This window comes from Brevundimonas sp. A19_0, assembly GCF_017744255.1.
GTDB lineage: Bacteria > Pseudomonadota > Alphaproteobacteria > Caulobacterales > Caulobacteraceae > Brevundimonas.
In genome coordinates, this window is sequence record NZ_JAGHQP010000007.1 from 21,618 (window position 1) to 48,357 (window position 26,740).

35 protein-coding genes are annotated in these 26,740 nt (G+C 68.0%); 17 read left to right on the top strand and 18 right to left on the bottom strand.

Annotated features, from left to right (window positions below; translation table 11 throughout):
• The first annotated feature begins 53 nt into the window (after nt 1-53).
• The 4 genes from J7346_RS08425 to J7346_RS08440 all read left to right on the top strand — a co-directional run bounded on the left by J7346_RS08425 (nt 54) and on the right by J7346_RS08440 (nt 3,077).
• Entirely contained in the window at nt 54-782 is a 729-nt protein-coding gene (locus J7346_RS08425) for a DnaJ C-terminal domain-containing protein (RefSeq protein ID WP_209119471.1), read from the top strand.
• A 12-nt stretch (nt 783-794) separates the two neighbouring features.
• The gene (aroC, locus tag J7346_RS08430) at nt 795-1,880 is read left to right on the top strand and encodes a chorismate synthase (protein WP_209119472.1); all 1,086 of its coding nucleotides are present in this window, start codon (nt 795-797) and stop codon (nt 1,878-1,880) included.
• Nucleotides 1,880-2,290 carry a GNAT family acetyltransferase gene (locus J7346_RS08435; RefSeq protein WP_209119473.1) on the top strand — a complete coding sequence of 137 codons (411 nt, stop codon included), beginning with the start codon at nt 1,880-1,882 and terminating at the stop codon, nt 2,288-2,290. Before aroC ends, J7346_RS08435 begins: the two co-directional genes overlap by 1 nt.
• Before the next feature lie 91 nt (nt 2,291-2,381).
• A complete protein-coding gene (locus J7346_RS08440; protein ID WP_209119474.1) occupies nt 2,382-3,077 on the top strand; it encodes a pirin family protein in 696 nt (231 codons plus the stop codon).
• A gap of 39 nt (nt 3,078-3,116) precedes the next feature.
• Here the strand turns inward: J7346_RS08440 and J7346_RS08445 are convergent, their stop codons facing one another.
• Nucleotides 3,117-3,740: an isoprenylcysteine carboxylmethyltransferase family protein gene (locus J7346_RS08445; protein ID WP_209119475.1), complete on the bottom strand. Its 624-nt coding sequence runs from the start codon at nt 3,738-3,740 to the stop codon at nt 3,117-3,119.
• Between the two features lie 130 nt (nt 3,741-3,870).
• Between J7346_RS08445 and J7346_RS08450 the strand changes: the two genes are divergently transcribed.
• Nucleotides 3,871-4,137: a hypothetical protein gene (locus tag J7346_RS08450; protein ID WP_209119476.1), complete on the top strand. Its 267-nt coding sequence runs from the start codon at nt 3,871-3,873 to the stop codon at nt 4,135-4,137.
• On the opposite strand, the gene J7346_RS08455 is transcribed toward J7346_RS08450, so the two are convergent.
• The 4 genes from J7346_RS08455 to queC are packed head-to-tail and all read right to left on the bottom strand — an operon-like array spanning nt 4,134 to nt 6,314.
• The gene (locus J7346_RS08455; RefSeq protein ID WP_209119477.1) at nt 4,134-4,586 is read right to left on the bottom strand and encodes a GNAT family N-acetyltransferase; all 453 of its coding nucleotides are present in this window, start codon (nt 4,584-4,586) and stop codon (nt 4,134-4,136) included. The genes J7346_RS08450 and J7346_RS08455 overlap by 4 nt on opposite strands.
• A 14-nt stretch (nt 4,587-4,600) precedes the next feature.
• Nucleotides 4,601-4,972: a 6-carboxytetrahydropterin synthase gene (locus J7346_RS08460; RefSeq protein ID WP_209119478.1), complete on the bottom strand. Its 372-nt coding sequence runs from the start codon at nt 4,970-4,972 to the stop codon at nt 4,601-4,603.
• The gene (queE, locus tag J7346_RS08465; protein WP_209119479.1) at nt 4,969-5,601 is read right to left on the bottom strand and encodes a 7-carboxy-7-deazaguanine synthase; all 633 of its coding nucleotides are present in this window, start codon (nt 5,599-5,601) and stop codon (nt 4,969-4,971) included. The genes J7346_RS08460 and queE overlap by 4 nt, the downstream gene beginning before the upstream one ends.
• Nucleotides 5,598-6,314 carry a 7-cyano-7-deazaguanine synthase QueC gene (gene queC, locus J7346_RS08470; protein ID WP_209119480.1) on the bottom strand — a complete coding sequence of 239 codons (717 nt, stop codon included), beginning with the start codon at nt 6,312-6,314 and terminating at the stop codon, nt 5,598-5,600. The genes queE and queC overlap by 4 nt, the downstream gene beginning before the upstream one ends.
• Before the next feature lie 201 nt (nt 6,315-6,515).
• Here queC and J7346_RS08475 point away from each other — a divergent pair, with 201 nt between their 5' ends.
• From J7346_RS08475 to J7346_RS08500, 6 genes are all read left to right on the top strand, one after another.
• Nucleotides 6,516-8,147 carry a response regulator gene (locus J7346_RS08475; RefSeq protein ID WP_209119481.1) on the top strand — a complete coding sequence of 544 codons (1,632 nt, stop codon included), beginning with the start codon at nt 6,516-6,518 and terminating at the stop codon, nt 8,145-8,147.
• A 43-nt stretch (nt 8,148-8,190) separates the two neighbouring features.
• Nucleotides 8,191-8,652: a PaaI family thioesterase gene (locus tag J7346_RS08480; protein WP_209119482.1), complete on the top strand. Its 462-nt coding sequence runs from the start codon at nt 8,191-8,193 to the stop codon at nt 8,650-8,652.
• A complete protein-coding gene (locus J7346_RS08485; protein WP_209119483.1) occupies nt 8,649-9,044 on the top strand; it encodes a PaaI family thioesterase in 396 nt (131 codons plus the stop codon). Before J7346_RS08480 ends, J7346_RS08485 begins: the two co-directional genes overlap by 4 nt.
• A 65-nt stretch (nt 9,045-9,109) precedes the next feature.
• Entirely contained in the window at nt 9,110-9,484 is a 375-nt protein-coding gene (locus J7346_RS08490; RefSeq protein WP_209119484.1) for a hypothetical protein, read from the top strand.
• Nucleotides 9,485-9,517: 33 nt separating this feature from the next.
• A complete protein-coding gene (locus tag J7346_RS08495) occupies nt 9,518-9,871 on the top strand; it encodes a hypothetical protein (RefSeq protein WP_209119485.1) in 354 nt (117 codons plus the stop codon).
• 90 nt (nt 9,872-9,961) lie between these two features.
• The gene (locus J7346_RS08500) at nt 9,962-10,390 is read left to right on the top strand and encodes a hypothetical protein (RefSeq protein WP_209119486.1); all 429 of its coding nucleotides are present in this window, start codon (nt 9,962-9,964) and stop codon (nt 10,388-10,390) included.
• Between the two features lie 4 nt (nt 10,391-10,394).
• On the opposite strand, the gene J7346_RS08505 is transcribed toward J7346_RS08500, so the two are convergent.
• A complete protein-coding gene (locus tag J7346_RS08505; protein WP_209119487.1) occupies nt 10,395-11,447 on the bottom strand; it encodes a serine hydrolase domain-containing protein in 1,053 nt (350 codons plus the stop codon).
• A 127-nt stretch (nt 11,448-11,574) separates the two neighbouring features.
• Between J7346_RS08505 and J7346_RS08510 the strand changes: the two genes are divergently transcribed.
• The gene (locus tag J7346_RS08510; RefSeq protein WP_209119488.1) at nt 11,575-12,210 is read left to right on the top strand and encodes a helix-turn-helix transcriptional regulator; all 636 of its coding nucleotides are present in this window, start codon (nt 11,575-11,577) and stop codon (nt 12,208-12,210) included.
• A gap of 59 nt (nt 12,211-12,269) precedes the next feature.
• On the opposite strand, the gene J7346_RS08515 is transcribed toward J7346_RS08510, so the two are convergent.
• The 3 genes from J7346_RS08515 to J7346_RS08525 all read right to left on the bottom strand — a co-directional run bounded on the left by J7346_RS08515 (nt 12,270) and on the right by J7346_RS08525 (nt 15,130).
• The gene (locus J7346_RS08515; RefSeq protein ID WP_209119489.1) at nt 12,270-12,740 is read right to left on the bottom strand and encodes an SH3 domain-containing protein; all 471 of its coding nucleotides are present in this window, start codon (nt 12,738-12,740) and stop codon (nt 12,270-12,272) included.
• A gap of 200 nt (nt 12,741-12,940) precedes the next feature.
• Nucleotides 12,941-14,611, bottom strand: a complete 1,671-nt coding sequence (locus J7346_RS08520) for a lysine--tRNA ligase (RefSeq protein ID WP_209119555.1) — start codon at nt 14,609-14,611, stop codon at nt 12,941-12,943.
• Between the two features lie 48 nt (nt 14,612-14,659).
• Complete coding sequence (locus tag J7346_RS08525; protein ID WP_209119490.1) at nt 14,660-15,130, bottom strand: hypothetical protein; 471 nt, start codon at nt 15,128-15,130, stop codon at nt 14,660-14,662.
• Between the two features lie 93 nt (nt 15,131-15,223).
• Here J7346_RS08525 and J7346_RS15010 point away from each other — a divergent pair, with 93 nt between their 5' ends.
• On the top strand, nt 15,224-15,685 hold the full coding sequence (locus tag J7346_RS15010; protein WP_245157743.1) for a DUF305 domain-containing protein: 462 nt from the start codon (nt 15,224-15,226) through the stop codon (nt 15,683-15,685).
• Here the strand turns inward: J7346_RS15010 and J7346_RS15135 are convergent.
• Entirely contained in the window at nt 15,682-17,142 is a 1,461-nt protein-coding gene (locus J7346_RS15135) for a response regulator (RefSeq protein WP_209119491.1), read from the bottom strand. The genes J7346_RS15010 and J7346_RS15135 overlap by 4 nt on opposite strands.
• Before the next feature lie 95 nt (nt 17,143-17,237).
• Here J7346_RS15135 and queA point away from each other — a divergent pair, with 95 nt between their 5' ends.
• Nucleotides 17,238-18,293: a tRNA preQ1(34) S-adenosylmethionine ribosyltransferase-isomerase QueA gene (gene queA / locus J7346_RS08540; RefSeq protein ID WP_209119492.1), complete on the top strand. Its 1,056-nt coding sequence runs from the start codon at nt 17,238-17,240 to the stop codon at nt 18,291-18,293.
• A 491-nt stretch (nt 18,294-18,784) separates the two neighbouring features.
• Nucleotides 18,785-19,528, top strand: coding sequence for a glutaredoxin (locus J7346_RS08545; protein ID WP_209119493.1), 744 nt, complete (start codon nt 18,785-18,787; stop codon nt 19,526-19,528).
• Here the strand turns inward: J7346_RS08545 and J7346_RS08550 are convergent, their stop codons facing one another.
• The 4 genes from J7346_RS08550 to crcB are packed head-to-tail and all read right to left on the bottom strand — an operon-like array spanning nt 19,529 to nt 22,343.
• Nucleotides 19,529-20,290 (bottom strand): ATP12 family protein, encoded by a 762-nt coding sequence (locus J7346_RS08550; protein ID WP_209119494.1) that lies wholly within the window; start codon nt 20,288-20,290, stop codon nt 19,529-19,531.
• Entirely contained in the window at nt 20,287-20,961 is a 675-nt protein-coding gene (locus J7346_RS08555) for an HAD-IA family hydrolase (RefSeq protein WP_209119495.1), read from the bottom strand. Before J7346_RS08555 ends, J7346_RS08550 begins: the two co-directional genes overlap by 4 nt.
• The gene (locus J7346_RS08560) at nt 20,962-21,951 is read right to left on the bottom strand and encodes an RluA family pseudouridine synthase (protein ID WP_209119496.1); all 990 of its coding nucleotides are present in this window, start codon (nt 21,949-21,951) and stop codon (nt 20,962-20,964) included.
• The gene (gene crcB, locus J7346_RS08565; protein WP_209119497.1) at nt 21,948-22,343 is read right to left on the bottom strand and encodes a fluoride efflux transporter CrcB; all 396 of its coding nucleotides are present in this window, start codon (nt 22,341-22,343) and stop codon (nt 21,948-21,950) included. Before crcB ends, J7346_RS08560 begins: the two co-directional genes overlap by 4 nt.
• Before the next feature lie 48 nt (nt 22,344-22,391).
• Between crcB and J7346_RS08570 the strand changes: the two genes are divergently transcribed.
• Nucleotides 22,392-22,835 carry a DUF2214 family protein gene (locus tag J7346_RS08570; RefSeq protein WP_209119498.1) on the top strand — a complete coding sequence of 148 codons (444 nt, stop codon included), beginning with the start codon at nt 22,392-22,394 and terminating at the stop codon, nt 22,833-22,835.
• Nucleotides 22,836-23,172: 337 nt separating this feature from the next.
• On the top strand, nt 23,173-24,195 hold the full coding sequence (locus J7346_RS08575) for a hypothetical protein (protein WP_245157744.1): 1,023 nt from the start codon (nt 23,173-23,175) through the stop codon (nt 24,193-24,195).
• 3 nt (nt 24,196-24,198) lie between these two features.
• Here the strand turns inward: J7346_RS08575 and J7346_RS08580 are convergent, their stop codons facing one another.
• The 4 genes from J7346_RS08580 to J7346_RS08595 form a co-directional block, all read right to left on the bottom strand.
• Complete coding sequence (locus tag J7346_RS08580) at nt 24,199-24,708, bottom strand: hypothetical protein (RefSeq protein WP_209119499.1); 510 nt, start codon at nt 24,706-24,708, stop codon at nt 24,199-24,201.
• Nucleotides 24,705-25,493, bottom strand: a complete 789-nt coding sequence (locus tag J7346_RS08585) for an RluA family pseudouridine synthase (protein ID WP_209119500.1) — start codon at nt 25,491-25,493, stop codon at nt 24,705-24,707. The genes J7346_RS08580 and J7346_RS08585 overlap by 4 nt, the downstream gene beginning before the upstream one ends.
• 31 nt (nt 25,494-25,524) lie before the next feature.
• On the bottom strand, nt 25,525-26,214 hold the full coding sequence (locus tag J7346_RS08590) for a hypothetical protein (RefSeq protein WP_209119501.1): 690 nt from the start codon (nt 26,212-26,214) through the stop codon (nt 25,525-25,527).
• A 67-nt stretch (nt 26,215-26,281) separates the two neighbouring features.
• On the bottom strand, nt 26,282-26,713 hold the full coding sequence (locus tag J7346_RS08595) for a hypothetical protein (protein ID WP_209119502.1): 432 nt from the start codon (nt 26,711-26,713) through the stop codon (nt 26,282-26,284).
• Nucleotides 26,714-26,740 lie beyond the last annotated feature (27 nt).

Sequence of the window (26,740 nt, forward strand, 5' to 3'; positions counted from 1 at the left end):
AGCCAGCGTCACGGTTAACCCGGCATTGACCCTGTTTGTGGCCTTTGGTGTCCATGAGCGGCGCCGGCACCTCCCTTTCGACCTACCACAAGGCGCTGGCCACCCTTGGCCTGCCGGGTCCGGTCGATCCTGCCACGACGCGTCAGGCCTTCCTGCGCGCGGTCAAGGCGGCCCGCCCCGACCATGCCGACGGCGATGCGGAGCGCTTTCGCGAGGTCATCGCCGCCTGGCACACCATTCAGGCCCGGACGCCCGATTGCCCGGCCCTGGCCCCGCCCGCCCGGCGGGCCGCACCGCTCCCGACCCTGTCGATCACCCCGCATCTCGCCCTGTACGGCGGTCGGGTCGAGACCGCCCATCGGGGACGGACCTTTCGTCTGACCCTGCCGGCGGGCCTGCGTGCAGGGGATCACATACGCCTCAAGGGTGCCGGGCGCGACGACGCCGACCTGTTCCTCGCCATTCGCATCCGCCCCGCGGACGGCCTGTCGGTGCTGGGTAATGACGTCTTCCTGCAGACCGAAGTCTCGCCGCGCGTGCTGGCCGACGGGGGTCGCGTCGAGGTCCAGACCCACGCCGGGCCGCGCAACGCCTGGGTGGTCGCGGGGCTGGAGCCGCCGGTCCGTCTGCGCCTGCGCGATCTGGGCCTGCCCGCCCGCGGCCGCCATCCGCGGGGCCACCTGTTCGTGACCCTGACCCCGGCCGAGGACGCCCCCTCGGCCGCCGAGCATCTGCTGGACCGCTTCGCCCGGGTCTGGACGACCGCGCCGCTTGCGGCCTAAGGCCAGAGGGCCATGTCCCACAACAGCTTCGGCCATCTGTTTCGCGTGACCACCTGGGGCGAGAGCCACGGGCCGGCCATCGGCTGTGTCATTGACGGCTGCCCCTCCCGGATCCCCCTGACCGAGGCCGACATCCAGCCCTGGCTGGACCAGCGTAAGCCCGGCGGCAGCCGCTTCGTCACCCAGCGGCGCGAGAGCGACACGGTGCGCATCCTGTCGGGTACCTTTGACGACGGCGAAGGCCTGGTCACGACGGGCACCCCCATCAGCCTGCTGATCGAGAACGAGGATCAGCGCTCGAAGGACTATAGCGAGATCGCCCGCGCCTTCCGGCCCGGTCACGCGGACTATGTCTACCAAGCCAAGTACGGCGTGCGGGACCACCGGGGCGGTGGCCGCTCCAGTGCCCGCGAAACCGCCCTGCGCGTGGCCGCGGGCGCCATCGCCCGGCGCATCCTCGGCCCTGACATCAACCTTCGCGCAGGTGTGGTCCAGATCGGACCGCATCGCATTCCGGACGACGCGCTCGACTTCGACGCCGTTCAGAGCAATCCGCTGTTTGCGGCATCCAGCGAGGTCGTCCAGCCCTGGTCCGACTATCTGGACGGCATCCGCAAGGCCGGCTCCTCGATCGGAGCCGTGGTGGCGCTTGAGGTCACCGGCGTGCCGGTCGGCTGGGGCGCGCCGATCTATGCCAAGCTGGATGCCGAACTGGCCGCCGCCCTGATGTCGATCAATGCCGCCAAGGGCGTCGAGATCGGCGCGGGCTTCGCCTCGGCCGAACTGTCAGGCGAGGACAATGCCGACGAGATGCGGCTGGGACCGGACGGACAGCCCGTCTTCCTGTCGAATCATGCGGGGGGTGTTCTCGGCGGCATCTCGACCGGCCAGCCGATCACGGCGCGCGTGGCCTTCAAGCCGACCTCGTCCATCCTGACTCCACGCCGCACCGTGACCCGCGACGGCACCGAGACCGAGATCCGCACCAGGGGCCGCCACGACCCCTGCGTCGCCCTGCGCGCCGTGCCGGTGGTCGAGGCCATGGCCGCCTGTGTGCTGGCCGATGCGATGCTGCGGCACCGGGCGCAAGCGGGGTGATGCGCATTGTCCCCCTGCAGGATGACGACGTCGCAGCCGTCATCGCCTTATGGGAGACGTGCGGGCTGACCCGTCCCTGGAATGACCCCGCGCAGGACCTCGCGCTGGCCCGCAAGAGCGCCGATAGCGTCGTGCTCGTCGCCCGGGATGGAGTCCGGGTCTGCGGGAGCATCATGACGGGCTTCGACGGGCACCGGGGCTGGGTCTACTATCTGGCTGTGCACCCCGATGCTCGTCATCGTGGCCTCGGACGGGCCCTTATGACGGCTGCCGAGACGTGGCTGGCGGATCGCGGCGCCCCTAAGGTCCAGTTGATGGTTCGCGAGGACAACACCGAAGCTCTGGGCTTCTACGAGGCGCTCGGCATGACCTGGCAGGCTGTGGTGACGCTCGGTCGCCGACTTGACTGAACCACCCCCTTTTCGCCACCGACACTGTTACCTATATAGCGCCCGAACCGGCGCGGGCTGACCCGCGTTCTGCAATCAGGGAGACCGCATCATGATCGACGTCCGCCCCTTCAACAGCCTCGGCGGTGCCGACCACGGCTGGCTGAAGGCCCGCCATCACTTCTCGTTTGCCAACTATTATGACCCGAACCGCATGAGCTGGGGCCGGCTGCGCGTGTGGAACGATGACGAGATCGCCGCCAAATCGGGCTTCCCGCCCCACCCCCACGCCGACATGGAGATCATCACCTATGTCCGCACGGGCGCCATCACCCATGAGGATTCGATGGGCAACCGGGGTCGCACCGGCGCCGGCGACGTCCAGGTGATGAGTGCGGGCACGGGCGTGCGTCACTCCGAGTTCAACCTCGAGGATGAGACCACCACCCTGTTCCAGATCTGGATCGAGACCGACAAACCCGGCGCCAAGCCCGGCTGGGGCATGAAGCCCTTCCCGAAGTCGGACCGCAGCGGGAAATTCCAGGTACTGGCCTCGGGCAATCCGGATGACGGCGCGCTGGACATCAACGCGGACGCCCGGGTGCTGGGTGCCACCCTCAAGGCCGGCGAGAGCCTGACCTATGAGCTGGCCGAGGGCCGCCGCGCCTATCTGGTGCCCGCTGTCGGCGCGGTCCAGGTCAACGGCACGGCCCTGAATGCCCGCGACGGCGCGGGGATCAAGGACGAACCTACGATCACGGTCACTGCCCGCGAGGATGCCGAACTGGTCATGGTCGACAGTCGCTGACGGCCGGGGCGACGCGGGAAACCGTGTCGCCCTTTCGCCCTAGGGCAGACTGAACAGGATGTGGACCCAGCCCACTTCCTGGGCCTTTTCCAGCGCCTCGAACAGCGGCACGGCGAGGAAGAAGGCCAGACCGTCACGCAGGGTCGTCAGGAAGAACACCGGCTTCACCTCCAGCGTATCGGTGTCCCGCCACTTGGAGAAATCGGGCCAGAAGCGGGGCGTGCGGGCCTTGTAGGCGCGGTAGGGCTCGCCGAAGGTCGCCTCCAGCCAGGCTTCTTCCTGCCGGACGGTCAGATAGAAGACGCCGACCGCGATCAACAGGAACAGGACGGCGATGGTCACGCTGCCCGTCTGGGCGCCCATACCGAACGCCCCCATGAAGCTGAAGACGTAGAGCGGATTGCGACTGATCGAATAGGGTCCGAGGTTGACGATCTCGGCCTTCTTTCGCCCGCCGATGTAGAGCGAGCACCACGCCCGCCCCACCACGCACAGGGCGATCAGAGCCACGCCGAAGGTCTCCAGCCGCTCGTGCAGGGGCGTTTCCCCGCCCAAACTCTGGCTGATGGCGGCCAGCACCACAACGGCCACGATGGCGAGGGCCAGGGCCCCCTTCCGGATCAGCTGCACCCGGCGCAGATGATGGGGATCGGCCATGGTCATGAGGCACTCCTGTCGCCGGTGACGGTCCTCTCATTCCACCATACGACGCGAAAGCCAAGCGGACGCGTGTTACCCCTTAAGACGGCCTTCACCCTGTTGGGCCAGCCTGTCGCGGAACCGGAGACCCGCCATGCCCCGCAAACGCCTGATCTCGCTCGCTGTCCTCGTGGGAAGCGCCCTCATGCTCCAGGGCTGTCTGGTCGGCCCGGTCGTCGGCGCCGGTGCGGCCGTGGTCGGCGGCACGGTCAAGGCCACCGGCGCTGTGCTGGGGGCGGGCGTCGATGCCGTCACCACCTCGGACGAGGAAACCCGGCTCAAGCGTGAACGCGAACAGCGCGACTATGAGCGCGAGCAACGCCGCTGCGAACAGCGCCGGGCCCACGGTCGCGACTGCTAGAGCGTCCGTTCCATGGCGTAGTTGTGGATGGCCACGCCGCCGATTTCAAAGTCACGCCGCGCCGTCACCGTATAGCCGCGCCGTTCGAACATGCGGCGCGCTGGCTCGCTGGCTTCGACAAACAAACGTGTGATCCCCGTCGAGCGGGCTGCGTTTTCCAGCTCGTCGAGCATCAGAGTCGCCACACCCTGCCCCGCAACGGCCGGATCGACATACACGAGGTCGATGTGACCATCGGCTTCCAGATCGGCAAAGCCCGTCACGCGGTTCGCTTGATCGACCGCGACCCAGCCGCGCCGACCGTCCGTGATCTTCCGGCGAAAACGCTCTGCGCGCGACCCCTGCCCCACCCATGCCACGACTTGCTCGGCTGAATAATAGCGGGCGCCGATGTCCCGGACCGCGCGCTCATAGACTCCCGCCATGGCTTCGGCGTCGCCCTCGCGCATGGCCCTCAGCGTGATCATAACGTCAGCACGCACCGTTCGTTGATGGTCGGGCGGGCCACCTGGATGCGGCACAGGCCCGGCCAATCCGGCTTCATCCTGTCGGCGAACCACAGGCACAGGTTCTCGAGGCTGGGCATTTCAAGTCCCGGCTTTTCGTTGAGCAGGCCGTGATCCAGTTCCTCGGCCGCAGCCTTCAAGGCGCGATCCAGCGCGCCCAGGTCCGCGACCCAGCCGTGCTCGGCGTCGAGTGTCTCGGAGCGAACCGTCGCCTCGACCGTGAACGAATGGCCGTGCACCCGGCGATAGATGCTGCCCTCCGGCTCGTTCGGGAAGTGGTGGGCCGCATCGAAGGTGGCCTGTTTGGTGATCTCGAAAGTGGGCATCAACGCACGCCAATGAATTTGTGGGTCTGGACGCTCAGGCGCCACTGGGGGTGGGTCAGGCAGTAGTCGAAGGCCGCCGCGGTGTTGGCGACCGCATCAGGCCCGTCCATCGGCTGCAGCCAGAACCGTTCGAAGTCGAGGTCGGCGAACCGCTCGGGGCGGGCCGCTGCCTGCGGATAGACCAGTTTCAGCTCCTGCCCCGTGGTCTGCACCACCGGCGCATCGGCCTTGGGGCTGACGCAGATCCAGTCGATGCCGCCGGGCGCCGCGATCGTGCCATTGGTCTCGACCGCGATGTCAAAGCCGCGCGCATGCAGGGCCGCGATCAGGGCCTCGTCCAGTTGCAGCAGCGGCTCGCCGCCCGTGCAAACGACCAGCGGACGTCCGCCCTGCCCGCTCCAGAGGCCCGCCACATGGTCCGCCAGCGCCTCGGCCGACGCGAACTTGCCCCCGCCGTCGCCGTCCGTGCCGACAAAGTCGGTATCGCAGAAGGTGCAGACCGCCGACGCGCGGTCCTGCTCGCGTCCGCTCCACAGATTGCAGCCGGCAAAGCGCAGGAAGACGGCGACGCGCCCCGCCTGTCCGCCCTCGCCCTGCACCGTCAGGAAGGTCTCCTTGACCGAATAGGTCATGCGGCCACCCATTCGGCATGGCCGCGTGCGCGCAGCTCGCAGGCCGGACAGGTCCCGCAGCCATAGCCCCAGGCGTGCCGCGCCGACCGGTCGCCCCGGTAGCAGGTATGGCTGGTCTCAACGATCAGCTCGACCAGCGCCTCGCCTCCGATCCGGTCCGCCAGATCCCAGGTCTCGGCCTTCGTCAGGGCCATGAGCGGCGTCTCGATCCGCACCGGCTTGTCGAGGCCCAGCGACAGGGCGCGCTCCATGGCGTCGATTGTGTCCCGGCGACAGTCGGGATAGCCCGAGAAATCCGTCTCGCACATGCCCCCAACCAGCACATTCAGCCCCCGTCGGTCGGCCAGCGCCGCAGCCACGCTCAGGAACACCAGATTGCGCCCCGGGACGAAGGTGGTCGGCAGGCCCCGGGCATCCATCTCCATGGCCTTGTCGGCCGTCAGCGCGCTCTCGGCGATGGCGCCATAGCCGGTCAGGTCGACGACGTGGTCCTCGCCCAGCCGCTCCGCCCGGTCCGGCATCGCCCCGGTCATGCCCGCCCTTACCGCCAGCCGCGCCTGCATCTCGACCGCGTGCCGCTGCCCATAGTCGAAGCCGACCGTCTCGACCCGCTCATAGCGATCCAGCGCCCACGCCAGGCAGGTCGCACTGTCCTGCCCGCCCGAGAACAGGACGAGGGCCGAGGCGGCAGGCTGTCGGTCGAAAGCGCTCATGACAAATCTGCGGTCGGCCGGCTGGCCGCGCGCATGCACAAAAAGCCCGGAGAGGCTGGGAAGTACGCCTCATACACCCCGGGGCCGGACGATGCAAAAACGTCGAAAATGGGGCGTGAAAACGGTCGTTTCCGCTATTTACCATTCTGAAAATGGTTGTCGGCTAAGCCTGAATTCCAGTTGAGGGAGTATCGGTCAGTTATGCCGACGATCGAAAGACTGACCGAGAAGGCTGTGCCGGTCTCACCCGAGACGGTCGGGGCGGAGGTCTTTGCCCGCTTCAAGGCGGAACCTGACCTGCTGGTGATACCGGTGGTCAAGGACGGTCGACCGGTCGGCCTGATCGAGCGAAACGCCTTCCTCCTCAAGATCGCCGGCCCGCTGGGCCATGCCCTCTACAGCAATCGCCCCGTCACCGAGGTCATGGACCCGGAACCCTCGGTGGTGGACGCCGGTGTGCGCATCGACAGCTTCTGCGACGCCATTATGGGCTCGGGGCCGGGCGCCCTGACCCGCGGCTTCATCGTCACCTATGAAGGCCGCTACCGGGGCGTGGGAACGGTCATCGCCCTGCTCAAGGCCATCAATGACGAGCAACGGCTGAAGAATGTCGAACTGACCGCGCAGGCGCGCGAGGCGGCGGACAGCCGTACCCAGGCGCTCGCCGCGGCCCGGGCCAGGAGCCAGTTCCTGTCCGTCATGAGCCATGAGCTGCGGACGCCCCTGAACGGCGTTCTGGCCGTCGCCGAACTGCTGCGTCGCCAGCCGCTCAATCCTGCGTCCCAGTCGCACGTCCAGACGATCGTCGACTCGGCCGACACGCTGTTGCAGATCCTCCAGGACGCCCTGGACCTCTCGCGGGCCCAGGCCGGCGAACTGGACATGACCCCCCAGGCAACCCCGCTCCGCGCCCTGATGGACGAGCTGGCTGCCCACTGGGACCCGCGCGCGGCCCAGGACAACGTCCATCTGGTCGTCAGCTATGAGGGCGACACCGAACTCGCGGCCATGATCGACCCGGTCCGGATCCGCCAGATCTTCAACCACCTGATCGGCAACGCCCTGAAGTTCGCCCGCAACGGCATGGTCGAGGCCGGTCTGAAGGCCTGGCTGGACGGCGACCGCGTCGTCATGCAGGCCCGTATCCGCGACGACGGACCGGGCGTCGCGCCGGATCGTGTCGACGACATCTTCGAACCCTTCGTCCATGGCTCCGGCCCTGACGGCGCCGGCCTCGGCCTGGCGATCTGCCGCCAGATCATGGATCGCCTGGACGGTCGCATCTGGGCCGAGAACAACCCCGGCCGCGGGGCCACCTTCGCCTTTGATATCTCGGCCGAACGTGCCGAGCGTCCGGTCGAGACCGAGAGCAATGTATCCGATATGATGGACGCCGACTCCCTCGCCAATCCGCACATTCTGATCGTGGACGACAACGCCACCAACCGGGTCGTCGCCCAGGCGCTGTGCGAAATGTTCGGCTGTACGTCCGAGACAGCCGAGGACGGCATGGAGGCGCTGGACGCCATCAAGGCCCGGGATTTCGATCTGGTTCTGATGGACATCAAGATGCCGCGCATGGACGGTCTGCAGGCCACCCAGGCGATCCGCGCGCTCAAGGGGCCGATGCGCCAGGTGCCGATCGTGGCCCTGACCGCCAATGCCGATCCCGAGGATGCCCGTCGCTATCTGGCCGCCGGCATGGCCGCCGTGGTCGAAAAGCCGATCAAGCCCGAACGTCTGCGCCACGCCATGAATGCGGCCCTCTCCGCCGGGGCTGCCGACGACGAAGCCGAGGCCGAGGCCGAGGGTCCCCAGGCCGCCGCGGGCTGATCGCGCCATTTGCAGGACCGGCCCGGCGCGATAAGCACAGGGCATGGACCTTCCTGCGATCGCCCCCATACTCCCGCAACTGGCCTCCGGCGCGGCCCATACCCACGCGCTCGGCTTCACCTATGACTCGCTGGACGGGGACCGCGTGCGGATCCGCGTCCCCTGGCGCGAAGATCTGGTCGGAGATCCGGAAGCCGGCGTGATCGCGGGCGGCGGCGTCACCACCCTGCTCGATCATGTCGGCGGGCTGGCCGTCTGGGTGGCGCTGGATAACTTCAAGCCGCTGGCCACCCTGGATCTGCGCGTCGACTATATGCGCCCGGCCCGGCCGCGCACCGACCTGATCGCCGAGGCCCGCTGCTACCGGCTCACCCGGTCCATCGCCTTCGTGCGCGCCTGGGCGTTCGAGGACGCGCCGGACGACCCGGTCGCGGCCGCCCAGTCCGCCTACATTCTCACCTCCTCCCGGCCCGAGCGCCGGCCGCGTGTGGAGGCGGGCGAATGAGCCGCGTCATCGAGGCCATGCCCTATGCCCGCTTCCTCGGCCTGACGGTCGAGCAGGAGGCCGAGGTCCTGACCGTCACCATGCCCTTCTCCGACCACCTGATCGGCAATCCCATGCTGCCGGCCCTGCATGGGGGCTCCACCGCCGCCCTGCTCGAGATCACGGCCATGGCCCAGGTGGCCGAGACCTTTCCCGGCATGCATCTGCCCCGCCCGATCAATGTGTCGGTGGCCTATTTGCGCTCGGGCCGTCCCCAGAACGTCCAGGCTCGCGCCCGAATCAACAAGGCCGGCCGTCGCGTGGCCCATGTGCTGGCCGAGGCCTGGCAGGAGGACGAGGCCCAGCCGATCGCCGCCCTCACTGCCCACTTCCTGTTGGAAGACAGCTTTTAGTTGTAATCGATAATTAGTCATGGTTGCATCTTCCTGTGGCGCTCAGCCACGGGGGGAGATTGCACATGAACCGTTCCGACATCGGCCAGACCCTGGCCGGGCGCCTCTATGCGGCCGAGGCCGCGATTGACGCCGCCCTGATCGAGACCGCCCGCCTCGCCGCCTACCTGCCCGAGGCCCGGTCGGACGCCTATCTGTCGGCCGTCACCGGCCAGAAGGCGTTCGAGGAAACCGCCCAGTCGGTGGTCGCTTTGTCCCAGGCACGCGGACACATCGTCAAAACCCACGAACGACTGGCCGCCCTCGCCCGGGCGCTCGGCCTTGATCCGCTTGCCGTCGGGCCGGTCGACAAGCCCGGTGATGAGCCTCCGATCGGCGGTGGGGTCACCGGTGTCATTTCGCGGGAAACAGGTATTTCCCGGAACAGGGAACCGTGTTAAGACTTTCTTTACCGTAGTTGGTAGGAGGTTTTCATGGACAGAACTCAGGTTGTCGCCGGCGTGGCGAAAGAACTGCACGCCACCGAAAAGGCCATCGACGCGGCCATCACCCAGACGACCACCCTCGTCCAGTCCATGATCGGTGCCCGTGCGGTGCTCGAACTCTCGCCGGTGTCCGGCGCCGCCAGCCAGGCCAAGGCCATGGAAACCATCGCGGCCCTCAGCGAAGCCCGCACGGCGATCGTCGCCTGCCACGCCGAGCTGCAAAAGGATCACCGCAAGATGGGCTGGGGCGTTTACGCTGTCGGCCCGGTGAACAAGCCCGACGATTGGGAGACCCCGATCGGTGGCACCCCGCCGACCAAGGGTCACCTCCGCGTCGCCTGAATTCGGCGTAATGTTTAGCCTGGCTCATTCCGGTCAGGCGAAATTCAATGCATGATCGCCCTCTGAGTGTTTCGCTCGGGGGGCGATTTCATGTTTGACACCCTGCCAGCCCAGATTGGCGCCGTCGTGATCGTGCTGGTGCTGGGCTTCGCCTTCCTCAAGGGCGAAGATACCGAGCGGATCGCGGCCGGAGCGTATGGTCTGGGCTGGTTCGCTTCGCTTCTCGTTCAGACGGATTCAAATCTGTACAGCAGCCAATGGAGCATGATGGCGATCGACGTCATCATGCTGCTGGTTCTCGGGGCACTGGTCTGGAAGTCTCATCGCACCTGGCCCACCTGGGCCTGCGCTTGCCAGCTGCTGGTCGTAACGGCGCACGTATTGATGTCGCTCGACATTCGCCCGCCCGTTTCGTCCTACTACAGCGTCATCAACGTTGCGGGTTACGGCGTTCTGATCGCTCTCGCCGTCGGCACCTTCTGGGCCTGGCAAGAGCGCAAGGCAGCGGGTCTGGAATAGGCCGTCACCCGCCCTGCCCGCAAACCACGGCGGCCAGAAGATCGATGGTCAGCCCCTCCCCCGACCAGGTCTGGCCGAAGTCCAGCGTCGCCTGATCGGTCCAGAGCACGACAGCGACATCCAGTTCCGGCAGGATCAGGTTTCGCACCTGCACTCCGCCAATGGCCCCCTGCCGCTCCACCACCCGCGTCTCGATCCCGCAGGCCGTCAGGGTGACGGGAAACACCCAGACCGACAGGCCGCCGTATCCGGTCTCCGGACCGGCCTTCCACATTTCAGCGCGCGCAGCGTCCGAGATCAGCCGGCCGTCCATCAGGGCCTGATCGAATGCCAGCAAGGCCTCGACACTGCCGTACAGAGCGCCTGCCGGCCCATAGACCGACACGTCGATCAGCGGCTCGGGGCGCGTCCCGTCAAAGGCCTCGCTGACCGGTTCATGCGGCGCGAGGCGCACACTGCGCAGCCCCAGTGGCTCGCTGATCCGGGTGCGGACCAGGGTCTCGAAATCCTCGCCGGTCACCGCTTCCAGCACCAGCCCCAACACCTGGTAGTCACAGTTGTTGTAGGTAAAGCCCGCCCCCGTGGGCGCCCGGGCGGGCCCTTCACACAGGGCGCGCCAACCGGGCCCCTGCCCCTGATAGACGTCGGCCATGCCGTCGCGGTCCGCGTCGGGCGTGGCGCTCAGATCGGCCAGGCCAGAGGTGTGCATCAGCAGCTGCCGCAGCGTCGCATCGCCGTTCACCGGCCAGTCCGGAAGATACGTCGACACAGGCGCATCCAGCGACAGACGCCCTGCATCCACTTCCTGCAATACCAGCACGGCCGTGACCGACTTGGTCACAGACGCCCAGCGCACGGGCCGGAAGGGCGAGCCGCCTTCTCCATGCGCCGACAGATGCACCGGCCGCCCTGCACGCCATGCCCCGACAATGCCCGAAAACCCTTCCGGCACCGCCGCCAGCCGCTCCGGCACGGCCGGCACCGTCGGCGGCACCGCCGCTGCCCGGCCCGGCATGGCCAGCATCATCAGAAACAGCAGTCCGGCCAGATACCGCATCGTCGCCCCTCCACGCGCCATCACCGTAACACTGTACGGCCAGATCGGAAGGACGGATGCCGCTCCCGCGACCCTGGGCATCTTTTCCTATAACCTTCAGCCGAAGTGATTCGTCCGGAGGGCCGGTGTGCCGCTCACTCATGTGCAGATCTGGCGGGGGCTGGACCGGCTGGCGCAGGCCGAGGGACTGACCGCGTCGGGGCTGGCGCGGCGCGCGGGTCTCGACCCCACGGCCTTCAATCCGTCCAAGCGGCAGGGGCCGCCCCCCGAGGCCCGGCCCCGCTGGCCCTCGACCGAGAGCCTGACGCGGGTGCTGGCGGTCTGTGGCGTGTCGCTGGGCCAGTTCGCCCGCCTCGCCGAGGATGCAGACGAGCCGCCCGCCGCCGTGCCCCTGGTGGGCCTGGCCCAGGCGGGCCAGGATGGCTTTTTCGACGAGGCGGGCCTGCCCACCGGCGAAGGCTGGCTGGAGACCGACCTGCCCCGGCCGCGCGACGGCCTCTACAGCCTCGAGGTGTCGGGCGAGTCGATGGCGCCCCTTTACCGGCCCGGCGACAAATTGATCGTCGATGCCGAACCCCGCCCGGTGCGACGCGGCGACCGCGTCGTGGTGCGGACGCGCTCGGGTGAGACCCTCGTCAAGGAGATCGGGCGCAGTGGCGCCCGGGGCCTGAAGCTGCTGTCGATCAATCCCGACTTCCCGCCCCGCACCCTTGCTGCGGCCGACGTCGCCTGGGTGCGGCGTATCCTCTGGGTCAGCCAGTAGGCACGAAACGGGGCGTGCCCGTCCGGACACGCCCCGTTTCTACGCCTAAGAGGGCGCGATCAGTAGGTCAGATAGTGGGCGCTGACCCAGCCGCCGTTGCTCAGCTGCACCCATTCGCCCTGCGAGCCAGTGGCCTGTACCGACTGGCCGGCGCTCAGGCTGCCGATCTGGCGATAGTTGGTGCCCGGACCCGAGCGGACCCGCAGATTGGTCGTGGCGCGCAGCGAACTGGAGGCGGCAGGCGCCTGCCGGGCCCGGTCACGCTGCTGTTGGCAGCCGATGTAGGACCCGGCCGCAGCCCCCGCAGCCGCACCGGCCACAGCGCCCAGCTCGCGCTCATTGTCCGAAACCTGGCTGCCGGCCAGGGCGCCCAGCACGCCGCCGATCACGGCACCCGCCTGCTGGCGACCGCCCGGGGCGTCGCAATTGGTGATGCCGTTCGCCGACTGGGCACTGGCCACGCCGGGCAGGGCCGACACCGCCATCACGGCCGCACCGGCCATCAGGGCCTGTTTGATCATCTTCGACATGACTCACTCCTCTACTGGGGTCGATGCCGTAAAAATGCGCAGCCGGAGACAAAGGCTCCCATGAACCGGTTGTTGTTTTCGGTTCATAATTCTTGCGCTACCGCTCGGCTCGCGGAGCCGCGCTGCTTGAGCGCGGAATATCCTCCCCCATCGGGGGAGGGGGACCATGCGCAGCATGGTGGAGGGGGCCTGCCCTACCCCTACCCCGCCAGTTCGCCGCGCGCGCCCTTTTCGATCAGCTCGATCGTCTGGGCCAGGCCATAGATGGCGGCGAACGAGCCGAAGCGCGGGCCCTGCGAGGCCCCCAGCAGCACTTCATACAGAGCCGCGAACCAGGCCCGGAGCGGCTGGAAGTCGTGGTCCTTGCCGACCGCATAGACCTCGTTCTGGATCACCTCGCCGTCGGTCGTATCGGCCGGCAGGGCCCGCAGGCGCGCCGCCAGATCCTCGAACGCCGCCCGCTCCTGTTCGGTCGGCGCGCGATAGGTCTTCGCGGGCTTCACGAAGTCCTCGTAGTAGTTCAGCGCATGCCCCATCAGCCGGTCGAGCGTGGGCTCGCTCTCCGGGCTCGCGTCGGGCAGATACTTGGCGAAATAGGCCCACAGCTGCGCCTTCGACGAGGCATTCGCCACGCCGACCAGGTTCAGCAGCAGGCTGAACGAGACCGGGCTGGCGACCTCGGGCGGATCGCCCGCGTGGATCGACCAGACCGCATTGTCCATGCGCTTGGCCGGCTCCTGGGTGCGGAACTGGTCGATGAAGCTCAGATAGTCGTCGATCGCGCGCGGAATGACATTGAAGTGCAGGCTCTTGGCCGACTTCGGCGACTGGAACATGTACCAGCTCAGGCTCTCGGGCGTGCCGTAGCGCAGCCATTCGTCCATCGTCAGGCCATTGCCCTTGGACTTGGATATCTTCTTGCCCTCGATGTCGAGGAAGAGCTCATAGTTGAAGCCCTCCGGCGGGGTGCCGCCCAGCGCGCGGCAGATCTTCGACGCCTCGCGCACGCTCTCGATCAGGTCCTTGCCCGACATCTCATAGTCCACGTCCAGCGCGGTCCAGCGCATGGCCCAGTCGGGCTTCCACTGCAGCTTCACATGGCCGCCGGTGACCGGCAGCTCGGTGCGGCCGACTGCGGGATCGTCAAAGGTGATGGTGCCCGCCTCGACATTGCGCTCCAGCGTCGGCACCTGCAGAACATGGCCTGTCACCGGACTGATCGGCAGGAAGGGCGAATAGGTGGCGCGCCGCTCCTCGCCCAGCGTCGGCAGCATGATGGCCATGACCGCGTCATAGCGCTCCAGCATGCGCAGCAGGGTCGCGTCGAACCGGCCCGAGCGATACTGCTCGCTCGAGCTCATGAACTCATAGTCAAAGCCGAAACTGTCGAGGAAAGCCCGCAGCCGCGCATTGTTGTGGGCGCCGAAGCTGTCGTGCGTGCCGAACGGATCGCGCACCTTCGTCAGCGGCAGGTGCAGGTCTTCCTTCAGCATCTCCGGATTCGGCACGCCGTCCGGCACCTTGCGCAAGCCGTCCATGTCGTCCGAGAAGGCGATCAGGCGCGTCGGCCAGTGGTCCCCCGTCAGCGCGCGAAAGGCGTTGCGCACCATGGTCGTGCGCGCCACCTCGCCGAAGGTGCCCATATGCGGCAGGCCCGAGGGGCCATAGCCGGTCTCCAGGATCACCGGCCGTTGCAGGGCCTCGAAGGTCGCCAGCGCCTCGTCCGCCTTGCCCGCATCGATCAGCATCCGGGCCGAATTCAACTCGGCGTCCGAGAGCCGCTTCTTCAGCACATGGGCCAGAAGATTGCGGGCTTGTTCGAACGGCCACGAGCGGGCCTCACGGGCGAGGGTTTCGAGGTTCTGCAGCATGTCCGAGCGTTTGACCCGCAACGCCGCTCCGGTCAACGGCAGACCGGTTCAGCGGTTGATCCGGGCCGCGCTGACCACGCAGGCGAGGCCGCCCAGCACCACCACGACATCCTCCATCACGGCGCTCTTCTTCGGACCCACCGCCTCGGTGCACCGGGTCCGGGCCTTGAGGCCGACGAAGGCGGAAGGCACAGCCGTCGCCACAGCCAGCAGCCCGCCCAGTCGGGCCCGTCCGCGCGGTGCCAACGCCATGCCAGCCATGCAGGCGCTCAGGGCCCGCGCCATCAGCGCGCCGGGCTCGGTGCGATCCGGCGCGGACGGCTGCTTGTCGCCCAGCAGCTCGCCCAGTCCCAGCACCAGCGCGGCGACCTTGCCGACGCGACTGCCCAGCCCCGCCGGGCGGCCGGGGGTTCTCAGACCCATCAGGCCCGCCCCCGCGATCAGGGCACCGGGGGTCATGGACCGCGAGCCGGCAACGGCGCCGATCACGAGCGAGGGGAGCAGGTTCAGATGTCGCATGGAGGGTGAACACGCTGGACGAGCGACGGTTCAGCCGGATCGAACCCGGCCTGCGGTCGTTGTTCCTGCACGAGAGGAATGGAGGACCGTCCAATGACCTACCGGCGCTTTGCCGGCATGATCGCTGCCTCGACCGTGATCATGTACGGCCTGATGTATCTGAACACCTACCAGTGGAGCCACGTCCACTTCAGCGAGACCCGCCTCTACATGGCGCTGCTGATGGGCGCGACCATGGCCGTGGTCATGATCGGCTTCATGTGGTCGATGTACAAGGAGCGCGCCGTCAATCTGGCCATTGTCGGCGGAGCGGTGATCGTCTTCGCCGGCAGCCTCTGGCTGGTTCGCAGCCAGGCCACCGTGGGCGACGTTTCCTACATGCGCGCCATGATCCCCCACCATTCGATCGCCATCCTGACCAGCGAGCGGGCTAATATTCGCGACCCCCGCGTGCGCGAACTGGCCGACGGCATCATCGAGGCGCAGCGCCGCGAGATTGACGAGATGGAGACCCTGATCGCCGATCTGGAGCGCAATCCGCCGAACGGGGACTAGGCCGCCGCTGCCGCCTGGGCCTGCCAGCCTTCGCGCCAGGGGCGGCTGGCCTGGGTGAACAGCTTTTCGAACATCCCGGCGGCGTTCAGGGGCTTGGCGATACAATCGTCCATGCCCACGGCGAAATACTGCTGCACCTGTTCGGGCAGGGTATTGGCCGTCAGGGCGATGATCGGCGTGGCCGCGACCTCGCTGCCCAGTGCGCGGATGCGGCGCGCGGCCTCGACCCCGTCCATGACCGGCATCTGAATGTCCATGAGGATCACATCCCATCCGCCGCGCCGGGCCGCCTCGACCCCCTGCGCTCCGTCGTCGGCGGTCTCGCAGATCACGCCCTGCGCGGCCAGCAGGGTCGAGACCAGCACCTGGTTGCTCTCATTGTCATCGACATAGAGGACGACCATGGCGCGCCCCTCGTCCTCGACCTCGACGGACGCTTCGGGTGCGGATGGCATGCCCGGGTTCGCAGCCGATCCGGGCGACGTCAGCGCATCTCTATCGAGCTGCGTACCCCAGTCGTCGCGGTGCGACAGGTCGATCATCTGTTCCAGCACGACATGCAGCGTCTGGCCCGCGGCGCGGATGCGCCCCACATGATCTGCCTGCTCGGGCTCCAGACCCGCCCCAGCCAGCACATCGGCAAAACCCATCACGGCGTTCAGCGGGGTGCGCAGCTCGTGCGACATCTGGCTGAGGAAGGCCTGCCGAGCCTCGGCCATGGCCACCTTCTGCTCGGCGGCGGCGCGGGCGGCCTCGGCCTCGACCCGGTCGGTCACGTCCCGCTCGTTCAGCAGCACGCTGATGGCCCCCGTCACCGGATCCAGCACAGGTCGACAGTCGATGTGATGCCAGCGGGCCCCCTCGCGCGTCGTCATGCGATGAACCGCGTCGGTCGTCTGCCCGTCAAGCGCGCTCTGGAGCACGGCGCGGCCGTCCCCGGCCTCCGCGAACCGCGCGACCAGACCGACGCCCTCGCCATAGGTCGCAAAGGCTCCCGGATTGGCGAAGAGAACCGCATCCCCGGCATCGAACAGGGCGACCGGTCCGGCCGAATGGCGCAGCGCCTCTACGGCGCGCCGTTCCTCTTCGCCGACCTCGGTCTCGGTGGCCTCGAACAGCAGGACCCGGCGGCCATCGTCCAGCGCCACCGTCGAAATCATCGCCTTGACTGTCAGCGGCTGGCCCCTGGGATAGAAGGTCCAGCGTTCCTGCACACTGTCACCGCCCGCCGTGACCGACCTCAGCCGGTCCGTCCGTGCCCTCACCGCCGGCGACAGCGCGGAAAAATCCCGGGCCAGAAGCTCTTCCAGATCGGTCGCGCCCCACAGGGCCAGCGCCGCGCTGTTGGCGTAGACGCCAAAGCAGCTCTCCGGATCGAACAGCCACACCGCCCGCCTGAGGCTGTCCCATGCCGTCAGTTCCGCGCCGTCCGCCAGCCTGGGAAGTGTAACAGTCATAGGGACTTATCGGCGACAAGCCCTGAAGCAACCCTTAAGCCCTGCACGGTCCCGGCTTGACCCGACGGCGCCACCGTGACCAAAACCGCCGCCGCATGAAGACCGCCGATTTTGACTTTGACCTTCCCGAGGACCGGATCGCCCTGCGACCGGTCGAGCCGCGCGATTCCGCCCGGCTGCTGGTGGTGCGAAAGGGGGGGCTTGAGGACCGGATCGTGCGCGACCTGCCGGAGTTCCTTCGGCCCGGCGACGCCCTCGTCTTCAACGACACCCGGGTCATCCCGGCCCGTCTGGCCGGCAGCCGTCACCGTGTCGGTCCGGAGGGGGAGGCGCTCAGCGTCGCGGTCGAGGCCACGCTGCATCATCGCGATGCGCCCGATGTCTGGTCCGCCTTCATGAAACCCGGCAAGCGCATCAAACCCGGTGACCGCATCGCCTTCGGGCATCTCGAGGCTGCGGTGGTTTCAAAGGGCGACGACGGTCTGATCACCCTGCGCTTCGACCGGGCCGGTCCCGCGCTTGATGACGCCATCCGCGCGGTGGGGGTCATGCCGTTACCCCCCTATATCGCCGCAAAGCGCGCCGAGGACGACCGCGACCGCTCGGACTACCAGACCGTCTATGCCGAGCACGACGGCTCGGTCGCGGCGCCCACCGCGGGCCTGCATTTCACCCCGGCCCTGCTGGATGCGATCCGGGCGAAGGGCGTCTCGACCCATGCCGTCACCCTGCACGTGGGCGCCGGGACCTTCCTGCCGGTCAAGGTCGACGACATCGCCGAGCACCGCATGCACAGCGAATGGGGAGAGGTCGCCGCCGACACGGCGGAGGCGCTGAACCGTGTGCGCGCCAACGGCGGCCGCATCATCTGTGTCGGCACGACGTCCCTGCGCCTGCTGGAGTCCGCCACCGACCCGGACGGCATGATCGGACCCTTCCACGGCGACACCGCCATCTTCATCACGCCGGGCTACCGCTTCCGCGCGGTCGATGTGCTGATGACCAATTTCCACCTGCCGAAGTCGACCCTGTTCATGCTGGTCTCGGCCTTTGCGGGCACCGACACCATGAAGGCCGCCTACGCCCACGCCATCGCGACCGGCTACCGGTTCTACTCCTACGGCGACGGCAGCCTGCTGTTCCGGGGATGATACCACCGCCCACCTGATCCTTCTCCCCTTGCGGGAGAAGGTGCCCCCTGAGAAGGGGGCGGATGAGGGGTCGCGCTGCGGTTTGATCGTAATTGGCCGGGCGATGTGGACTCCTCGTCATCCGGCTGAGAGACCCCTCATCCGAGCCGCTCTCGCGGCCCACCTTCTCCCGCAAGGGGAGAAGGGACCTCGTGCCAGATCGAACGCCTCCGCCATCACGGCCGCGCCCGAATTCGCCCGCCCTTTCAACAGCCCTGCCCTTTCCCGTACCGGTCTTCTCGACCGGGTCAGCGCCTCGCCCATACTGCCCGGTTGCCCAAACCACCGGAGAACGCGAGCGTGATTTCAGACCATTCAGACCATTCAGACGGTGTTTTCGACCGTCTGAGTTCAAGACCGTCCCGGGTTTCAGACGGTTCAGACGGTAATTTCGCGATCAAACCGTCCCCTCGGCAAATGGAACCCGCGCCCCACTGCTCCGCTTCCCTGTCATGACCCAATCCCCCCGCACCGCCACCCTGTACCGCATGGTCATGCCCGGCCATGTCTGCCCCTATGGCCTCAAGTCGCTCTGGTTGCTCAAACAGAAGGGCTACACGGTCGATGACCGCCACCTCACCACGCGCGAGCAGACCGACGCCTTCAAGGCCGAGCATGGGGTCAAGACCACGCCCCAGACCTTCATAGACGGCCAGAGGATCGGTGGCTGGGACGACCTGCGCCGCCATTTCGGCTGGCCGGTCGCCGAGCCCGGCAGCACCAGCTACATCCCTGTCCTCGCCGTTTTCGCCGTGGCCGCCCTGATCGCCCTGGCCGTCGATGCCCTGACCACCGGCGGCATCACCTGGCATGTGCTGCCGAACTTCATCGCCACCGCCATGTGTCTGCTGGCCATGCTCAAGCTGCAGGATGTCGAGAGCTTTTCGTCGATGTTCCTCAACTACGACCTGCTGGCCCGTCGCTGGGTCCCGTACGGCTACGTCTATCCCTTCGCCGAGCTGCTGGCCGGTGTGCTGATGCTGGCCGGCGTGCTGACGTGGCTGTCGGTGCCGGTCGCCCTGTTCATCGGTGGTATCGGCGCGGCCTCGGTGTTCAAGGCCGTCTATATCGACAAGCGCGAGCTGAAATGCGCCTGCGTCGGGGGTGGGTCGAACGTGCCGCTGGGCTTCGTCTCGCTGACCGAGAACGTCATGATGGTCGGCATGGCCGTCTGGATGGCCGCGATGGCCTTCTAGTCAGAGGCCCAGAGCCCGGAACCAGGCGTCGATCTCGAGGGCCTCGGCGCGCATGGCGGCGGTGCGCTCGGCGGCTTCGGCATCGACCCCCCACTGGCTTTCCTGAAACGCCTCGTCCAGCCGGCTGAGATCGTGGGCCTGATCTCCGGTCAGGGCGCCCTTCAGCACCGCCAGCGCCAGCACCGCCGAGCCGTACATGGGCACCAGCGAGGCCAGACCGGTCAGGGCAAAATCGTCGAGCTCCAGCGCCAGCGCCTTCACCCGGGCCAGCGCCTCGGGCGACTGGGGGCGATGGACGATGCCCGAGCCGGGTTCCAATCGGATACCGTGTTCGGCGGCCCATTCGCGCCAGCGGCCCCATTCAGCGTCCTGTTTCGCCCGCAGGCTGGCAGGCGCCTCGGCCGGGTAGCAGATCAGGTCCGAGCCGGCATAGGCGGCGATCTCGTCCGCCACGGCCCCGCGGGCGGCACTGACCGCATCCAGGGCCGTTGAGGCCAGACGGGTGGCCGGCATGGTGGCGGGCTCGATCACCTCGATCTGGCGATCCCACTCCGCGGCAACCCGCGCCGCAGCCTCGGCCGTCGGCAGGACCAGCGGGCGGCCCGCCGGCGTCTTCGGCGTGCGACCGTCCAGCTGAACGGCGTGGCCGCCCTCGACTGCGGCCACACCGGCGGCCTTCCAGAAGCGTTTCGGCCGGTCACCGGGCTCGCGAAAGCCTTTGGCGGCAGCGACATTGGGGTCCAGTGGCGGGATATGGCTCATGTCGTCTCCCTCTGTCGGGCGGCAAAGGTGTCCAGCTGGCGGGCCAGGTCGTCGAAGGTCGTGGCCACGTGATGGGCGCCGGCCTCGACCTGTTCGGCCTCGGTGTGGAAGCCCCAGGCTACGCCCTGGGCCTGCACTCCGGCATTGCGGGCCATGCGCATGTCATGGCTCGTATCGCCGATCATGATGGTCTGCTCGCCGCGCGCGCTGCAGGCAGCAATGGCGGCGTGCAGCATGGCGGGATCGGGCTTGCCGGGACCGTCCTCGGCGCAGTGGCTGGACAGAAACAGGTCGGCCCACCCTGCCCGCGCCAGATTGCGCGCGACGCCACGCCGCGACTGACCAGTCGCCAGCGAAAGGCGCCAGCCTCGCCGCTTCAGGTCCGCCAGCAGGTCCATGGCCCCCGGATAAAGCGGCTCCTCGAACCCCGGCTCGGCATGCATGGCGACGAAGGCCGCCTTGTAGTGGTCGGTGTAGCGGTCAACGTCCTCCGGCCCCAGATCGGGCGCAAGGCGGGCCATGGCCTCGGTCAGGGACAGGCCGACCCCGCCCCGCACAAACTCATAGTCGGGCTCGGGCAGGCCCATGGCCCGCGCCGCGGTCCGGGTCGCGCTCAGGATCGTCGCCCGACTGTCGACCAGGGTGCCGTCGATGTCGAAGACCGCCAGCATCTAGCGCCGCACACCCGCGAACGGGTCGTGATCGGACTCGTCCTCCACGAAGCCGAAATTCTCGAAGCCGGCCTTCATCTCGGGGCTCAGGGGTGCCTCGACGATCAGCTTGCCTCCGCCCGGGTGGTCCAGCTCGATGCGGCGGGCATGCAGTTGCAGCTTCAGCCCGCCGGACAGCGCCGCAGAGGTCTCGTCGCCGTATTTGGGATCGCCGAGGATCGGGTGGCCGATCGCCTTCATGTGCGCCCGCAGCTGATGGGTGCGACCCGTGAACGGGCGCAGGGCCATCCACGCCACCTTCTGTCCGGCGCGCGACACCGTCGCAAAGGCCGTCTCTGCCGTTTCCGCCCCATGCTCCTTGATGTCGGCCGGCCGCATCATCTCGAAGTCATTGATGCCGGTCTTCTTCAGGGGCAGCTCGATCCGTCCGGAGGCCGGCTTGGGCGTCCCCGCGACCAGGGCCCAGTAGGTCTTCTTGGCCTGACGCCGGGCAAAGGCGCCGGCCAGCCGCTTGGCCGCCTCGGGTCCCTTGCCGAGCAGCAGCACGCCCGTGGTGTCGCGGTCCAGCCGGTGGACCAGACGGGGGCGCTCCATCCCCTCGCCCCAGGCGGACAGCAGGCCATCGACGTGGCGCGAGGTCTTGGTACCGCCCTGCACCGCCAGACCGTGCGGCTTGTTCAGCACGATGACCAGCTCGTCCTCAAAGATCACCAGCGAGCGCGCATAGGCCGCATCGCGCGGGTTCAGCGCCTTGCGCTCGCCCGGCACCTTTTCCTTCTGCTCGGGGATCGGCGGGACGCGGATCATCGACCCGGCCGCCAGCCGGTCCTCCGGTCGGGCGCGCGAGCCGTCGACGCGGATCTGTCCCGACCGGGCCAGCTTCTGGACCTGGATGTGCGAGACATGCGGCCAGCGCCGGCGGATCCAGCGGTCCAGGCGGATGCCGTCTTCCTCGGCGGCGACAGGCAGGGTCTTCACTTCGCGGCTCACAGCACGCCTCCCGCCATACGGCGCATGATCCAGAGCCCCACGAACAGGGTCCCGACAGACAGAACGAACGAACCCACCGCATACAACGCTGCAAGGGCGAGCTGGCGCCGCTCAATCATCAGGGCCACCTCCAGCGAAAAGGCCGAGAAGGTGGTGAACCCGCCCAGAACGCCCACACCGACCAGCAGACGCCATGTGTCGGCGTGCGCCCCGCCCCGCTGCGCCAGCCATCCCGCCAGCAGCCCCATCAGCAGGCCCCCGGCGACGTTCACGCCAAAGGTCGGCCAGGGCCATGCAGCCGTCGGCATCCAGCGCTGCAACACGGTTCCGACCCCGTACCGGGCCATGGCCCCGAGGGATCCTCCGGCCGCGACGAGCATGAAACGAATCATGGGGTGGGCTATATAGCCTTGGAACGGGGAAGCGAAGGGCGGGGGCTCATGCACGACTTTGGAATGGCGGCACTGCACCATGTGCTGGTGTTCGGCCTGGCGATCATGCTGGCCATGGAGCTGGCGCTCATGCGGGCGCCGGTGATCGATGTCCGCCGCCTGGTGCGGCTGGATGCAGGCTATGGAATCACGGCCGTGCTGGTCATCGTGGTCGGCGTGACCCGTGTGCTCTGGGGCGCGAAGGGCTGGGCCTTCTACCGCGACAACCCGGCCTTCTGGACCAAGATGGGCCTGTTCGCGGCGATCGGACTGATTTCCATCCTGCCAACCGTGGCCTTCATGCGCTGGGCGAAGGCGGCACGCGCCAATCCCGAGTTCCAGCCGACCGCCGCGCAGAGGGCCGGCGTGCTGCGCTGCCTGCTTCTGGAAACGGGGCTTCTGATCCTGCTGGTGGTGGCCGCCGCGGCCATGGCGCGCTGGCCGCTGGTTTGACTGTCCAAAACTTCACTTGCCGGAACAGCCCCTCCCCGACGATGGTTAATTCAGGCGCACCGGTTTCGTGCGTCGGGAGAACGCCGGTGGCCGGAGGGCGTGATCTGCGATACTGACCGGTCAGTAAAGCTGGGCTGTTTCGACCATGACCGACCATACGCCGCCGCCACCGCCTCTGGGCTCCGAGCCTGCGCCGATGACCGGTCCGGTCGCCGAGACCCCGGCCCATACCCCGGCTCCTGCGCCGCATCCGGCCCCGAACGCGCCCCCGCCCGGGGCCGCGGACGTCGAAAATCGGGAGGCTCCCTCGCCCCGGCCGCCGCGCCGCGACGCGCACATGCGTACCGCCGATGGCATCCTGAAACCGATCCAGGACAGCGCCTATTTCTCCCATGACCCGGATGAGCTGGCCATGGTGTCGGCTCACATCGACGAATACTACAATCAGGCGCTGGACATTTTTCCGTTCTGGGAAAAGGACGGAAAGCCCGACCGCTTCCACGTGCTCTTCACCCGCCAGATCAATGAGCGCTTCCCGGTCGACATGCCGCTGCGCAGCCATATCCACGACTATGGCCGGGGCGTCTTTGCAGCCCTGATGGTGCACGTCGGCGTCAAGCGGATCACCCAGGCGCTGGCGCTTGTGGCCCTGACCCTCATGGCGACGCTGGGACCGACCTGGTTCGCTGAATGGACAGGATCGCGCCCCATCGGTCTGGGGCTGGCGGCCGGCGGCATGGTGCTGACGCTCGGCGTCTACTGGGTGCTGCAGGCCATCCTGTTCATCCAGTACCGCTTCCGGCTGGAGAATGACTCCTACCAGCTGTCACGCGAGATCGTGCAGCAGACCCGCGAGCTGCAGAACCTGTTCACCTCTGCCCGCGCCATGGCCGACCAGGCCGAAACCCAATACCAGATGGACGGCAAGGGCTGGGGGCAGCGCGCGCTCTACCTGACCCGCCTCACCATGTGGATCGGCGCCCGCATGGAGTATCTGGAGAAGTACGTCCAGATGGAGCTGTGGCGGGTCCGGCGCGAGCGCTACTGGACGCGCTGGGTGTCGCGTATCGTGACCCCGCTGATCCTGATCGTCTGGCTGGTCATCTTTGCCCAGCAGCCCCCGCCCATCGATGCCACCGCCTTCCGCGGCCTGCAGGCCCTGGCGGTGATCGTCGGCGTGGCGATCAGCGTCCTGTCCTACTTCCGCTGGCAGACCCCGGTCGGGGCCATCCAGGACAAGCTGGGTGCCGAAAGCTGGGTGCGGTACGCGTCGCTGGACGTCGACAATGCCGTTGCCGACCAGGTGCGCCGCGACAAGGAGCGCCTGGTCGAATACCGGGCCCTGACGCGGGGTCGCTAGGCTCTAGTACCCGCCCAGGGCGCGGGTCACTTCGCGGGCGTCATAGGCGCTCGGCCGATCCGGCTTTTGCCCCTGCCCCATGACGACCTCGAGCGTGGTGGAGGTGGCGCCCGGGCCGGTCAGGTTCAGGCCCACACCGACGCCGACACCCGAGCTGGAATAGCCGCCGTAGCGGCTTGAACCCGCGCCGATCGACACGGTCGGACGTACGCCGCCCCGCGGATCCAGCCGGCCATCCGTCCAGCGCTGGGTGACCTCGAACCAGTCGAAACCGCGCTCAAGCGTCAGCTCGGCGGCGCGCAGCAGGGCGTAGTCCGCCACGGGTGCGGGGTCGCCTACGCCGTTGTAGGTCACGCGGTACCGGTTGGTCTCGATCGCCGTCTCGGCATAGCCTTGGCCACCCGGACCGCCCTGGGGGCCGTAGGGGGCGAGACTGGCGCAGGCGCCCAGCGCCAGCACAGACGCGCCGGCCATCGCCACAGCCGCCGGCCGGATAAAACGGGTGAACGTCATCGGATGTCTCCTCCACTCTGTCCGGAAACAGCGCCTGTTTCCGCGCTTCGTTCCGGAAGGGACAGGCCGGCCGCAGCCATGGCCCGACAGAAGTCGTCCGGCAGGGGCGCTGCGACATCCCGCAGTCCCCCCTCAGGGTGCGGGAAGCGCAGGCGGGCCGCATGCAGCATGAGCCGTTCGGCCCTCGCTCCGCCCAGCGTCAGCGTTCCGCCATAGCGGACGTCGCCGACCAGCGGACTGCCCAGATCGGCCATGTGCACCCGCAGCTGGTGCATCCGCCCGGTATGCGGCTCCAGCTCGACCAGCGCCGCCTGATCGTTCCGCGCCAGCGCGCGATAGCGGCTCTCGGACGGCTGGGCGCCGGGCGTGTCATCGGGCACAGCCCGCATATAGCTCTCGCGGCCGATTTCTTGGCGCAACAGGGCCCGGCGGATGACGCCCCGGTCCTGCGGCGGCGGCGTCTCGACCAGCGCCAGATAGGTCTTGGTCAGCTTCCTGTTCTGGATCGCCTTGCCGAGGAAGCCGGCCGCCGGCTTGGTCTTCGCCGCCAGGATGACGCCCGATGTGTCGCGGTCCAGCCGATGCACCAGATGCGGCCGCTTGCCGTTCGAGCGGGCAAAGGCCCACAACAGGTCGTCCAGCGTATGGGCCTTGATGCGCCCGCCCTGGCTGGACAGGCCCGCCGGCTTGTCCAGCACCAGCACATGGGCGTCCTCAAACACCACCGACGCCCGGACGGCGGCGATTTCCTCATCGGACAGGGTGACGGGCGGCTGGAAACTCACCGAGGGTGCATACCCCGCGAACGGCGGGCTGTCAGGCGCTCAACCGCTCAATCTCCTCCGGCGTGAAGAGCTGCAGCGTCTTCAGGTCACGACCCAGACGACCCAGCAGATCCCTGGCCCCCATCACCCGGTCGTAACCCTCGTCGCCCGGACGCAGAATCACATGCTCGCCGGCAACGTCGTCCCAGGCAAGTTTTACCGGCTCGCCGAACCCGGCGGCCAGGTCGGTTTCGATCCGCGCCAGGGCTTTCAGCTCGTCGACGCGGGCGACCGTGGAGGCGCGCTGCGAGGCCGTGTCGCCGACCTCGGTAAAATAGCCCACGCCGGTCACCTGTCGGATCTGCGCCGCGGGCCGGTGCACCACCTCGACCTCGGCCGGCAGCGTGACCGCATAGGCCTCGGCGGACGCGACACCGTTGACCAGGGCCCGGAACGGCGTTGACGATTCTCCCTGAAGAATCATCAGGCTCGAGGTGGGAATTGCGACGCTGGTCGCCGGCGACGCGTGGGGCGGACGCTCCTGCACCAGTGTCGTCGACGGACCCGCCACAACCGCAGAGCGGGTCGAGGCCCCCCGACTGGCCGGGCCTCTGCTCCCATCAATCGCATGAGGGGCGACCTGTCGCCCGTCACCCGCACTGGTGATCCGGCCGCTCGCGGCGGCGGGCATGGGGGCAGCAAGCCCGGTCAGCCAGGCAGAACTGTTCATCGCAGCGATCATCGGCTCACCTCCGTGACCCGCGACAAGCAAAATCCGCGCCGAGGTCCGCGCCCGATCAGCCCTCAGATCAGCGCAGGACGCCCTTGCGGGCCATCATCCGGCTGTACATCACGAAGCCGAGGCCCAGCAGGAAGATCACGGCGCTGAAGATCATGCCCGTGGGGCCCATGATATCGCCCGCGCCTGACATCTGGCCGTAGACGACGCTGATGGCGAAGGCGATCAGCGAAGCCAGAAAGGCGGGGAAGGCCCATTTACTGCGAAGCAGAAGCAGGACAGAGGCCAGCACACCGCCCCAGACGCCGATGGCCCAGACCGCCTCCATCCACATCGGGAAGCTTTCGAAATAGGCTCGCTGCTCTTCCGTGAACTGGGCCAGATAGCCCGCATTCTGCGTCTGGGTCATTATGTAGTCGAAGCCGCCAAAGCTGTTCCACAGCAGCGCCACCGCGCCCACGGCCCACAGGTGCCAGGGCGTCCTCACCGTCATCGCGTTCATGTCTCTCCCCTCCCAAGGTTGACGCAG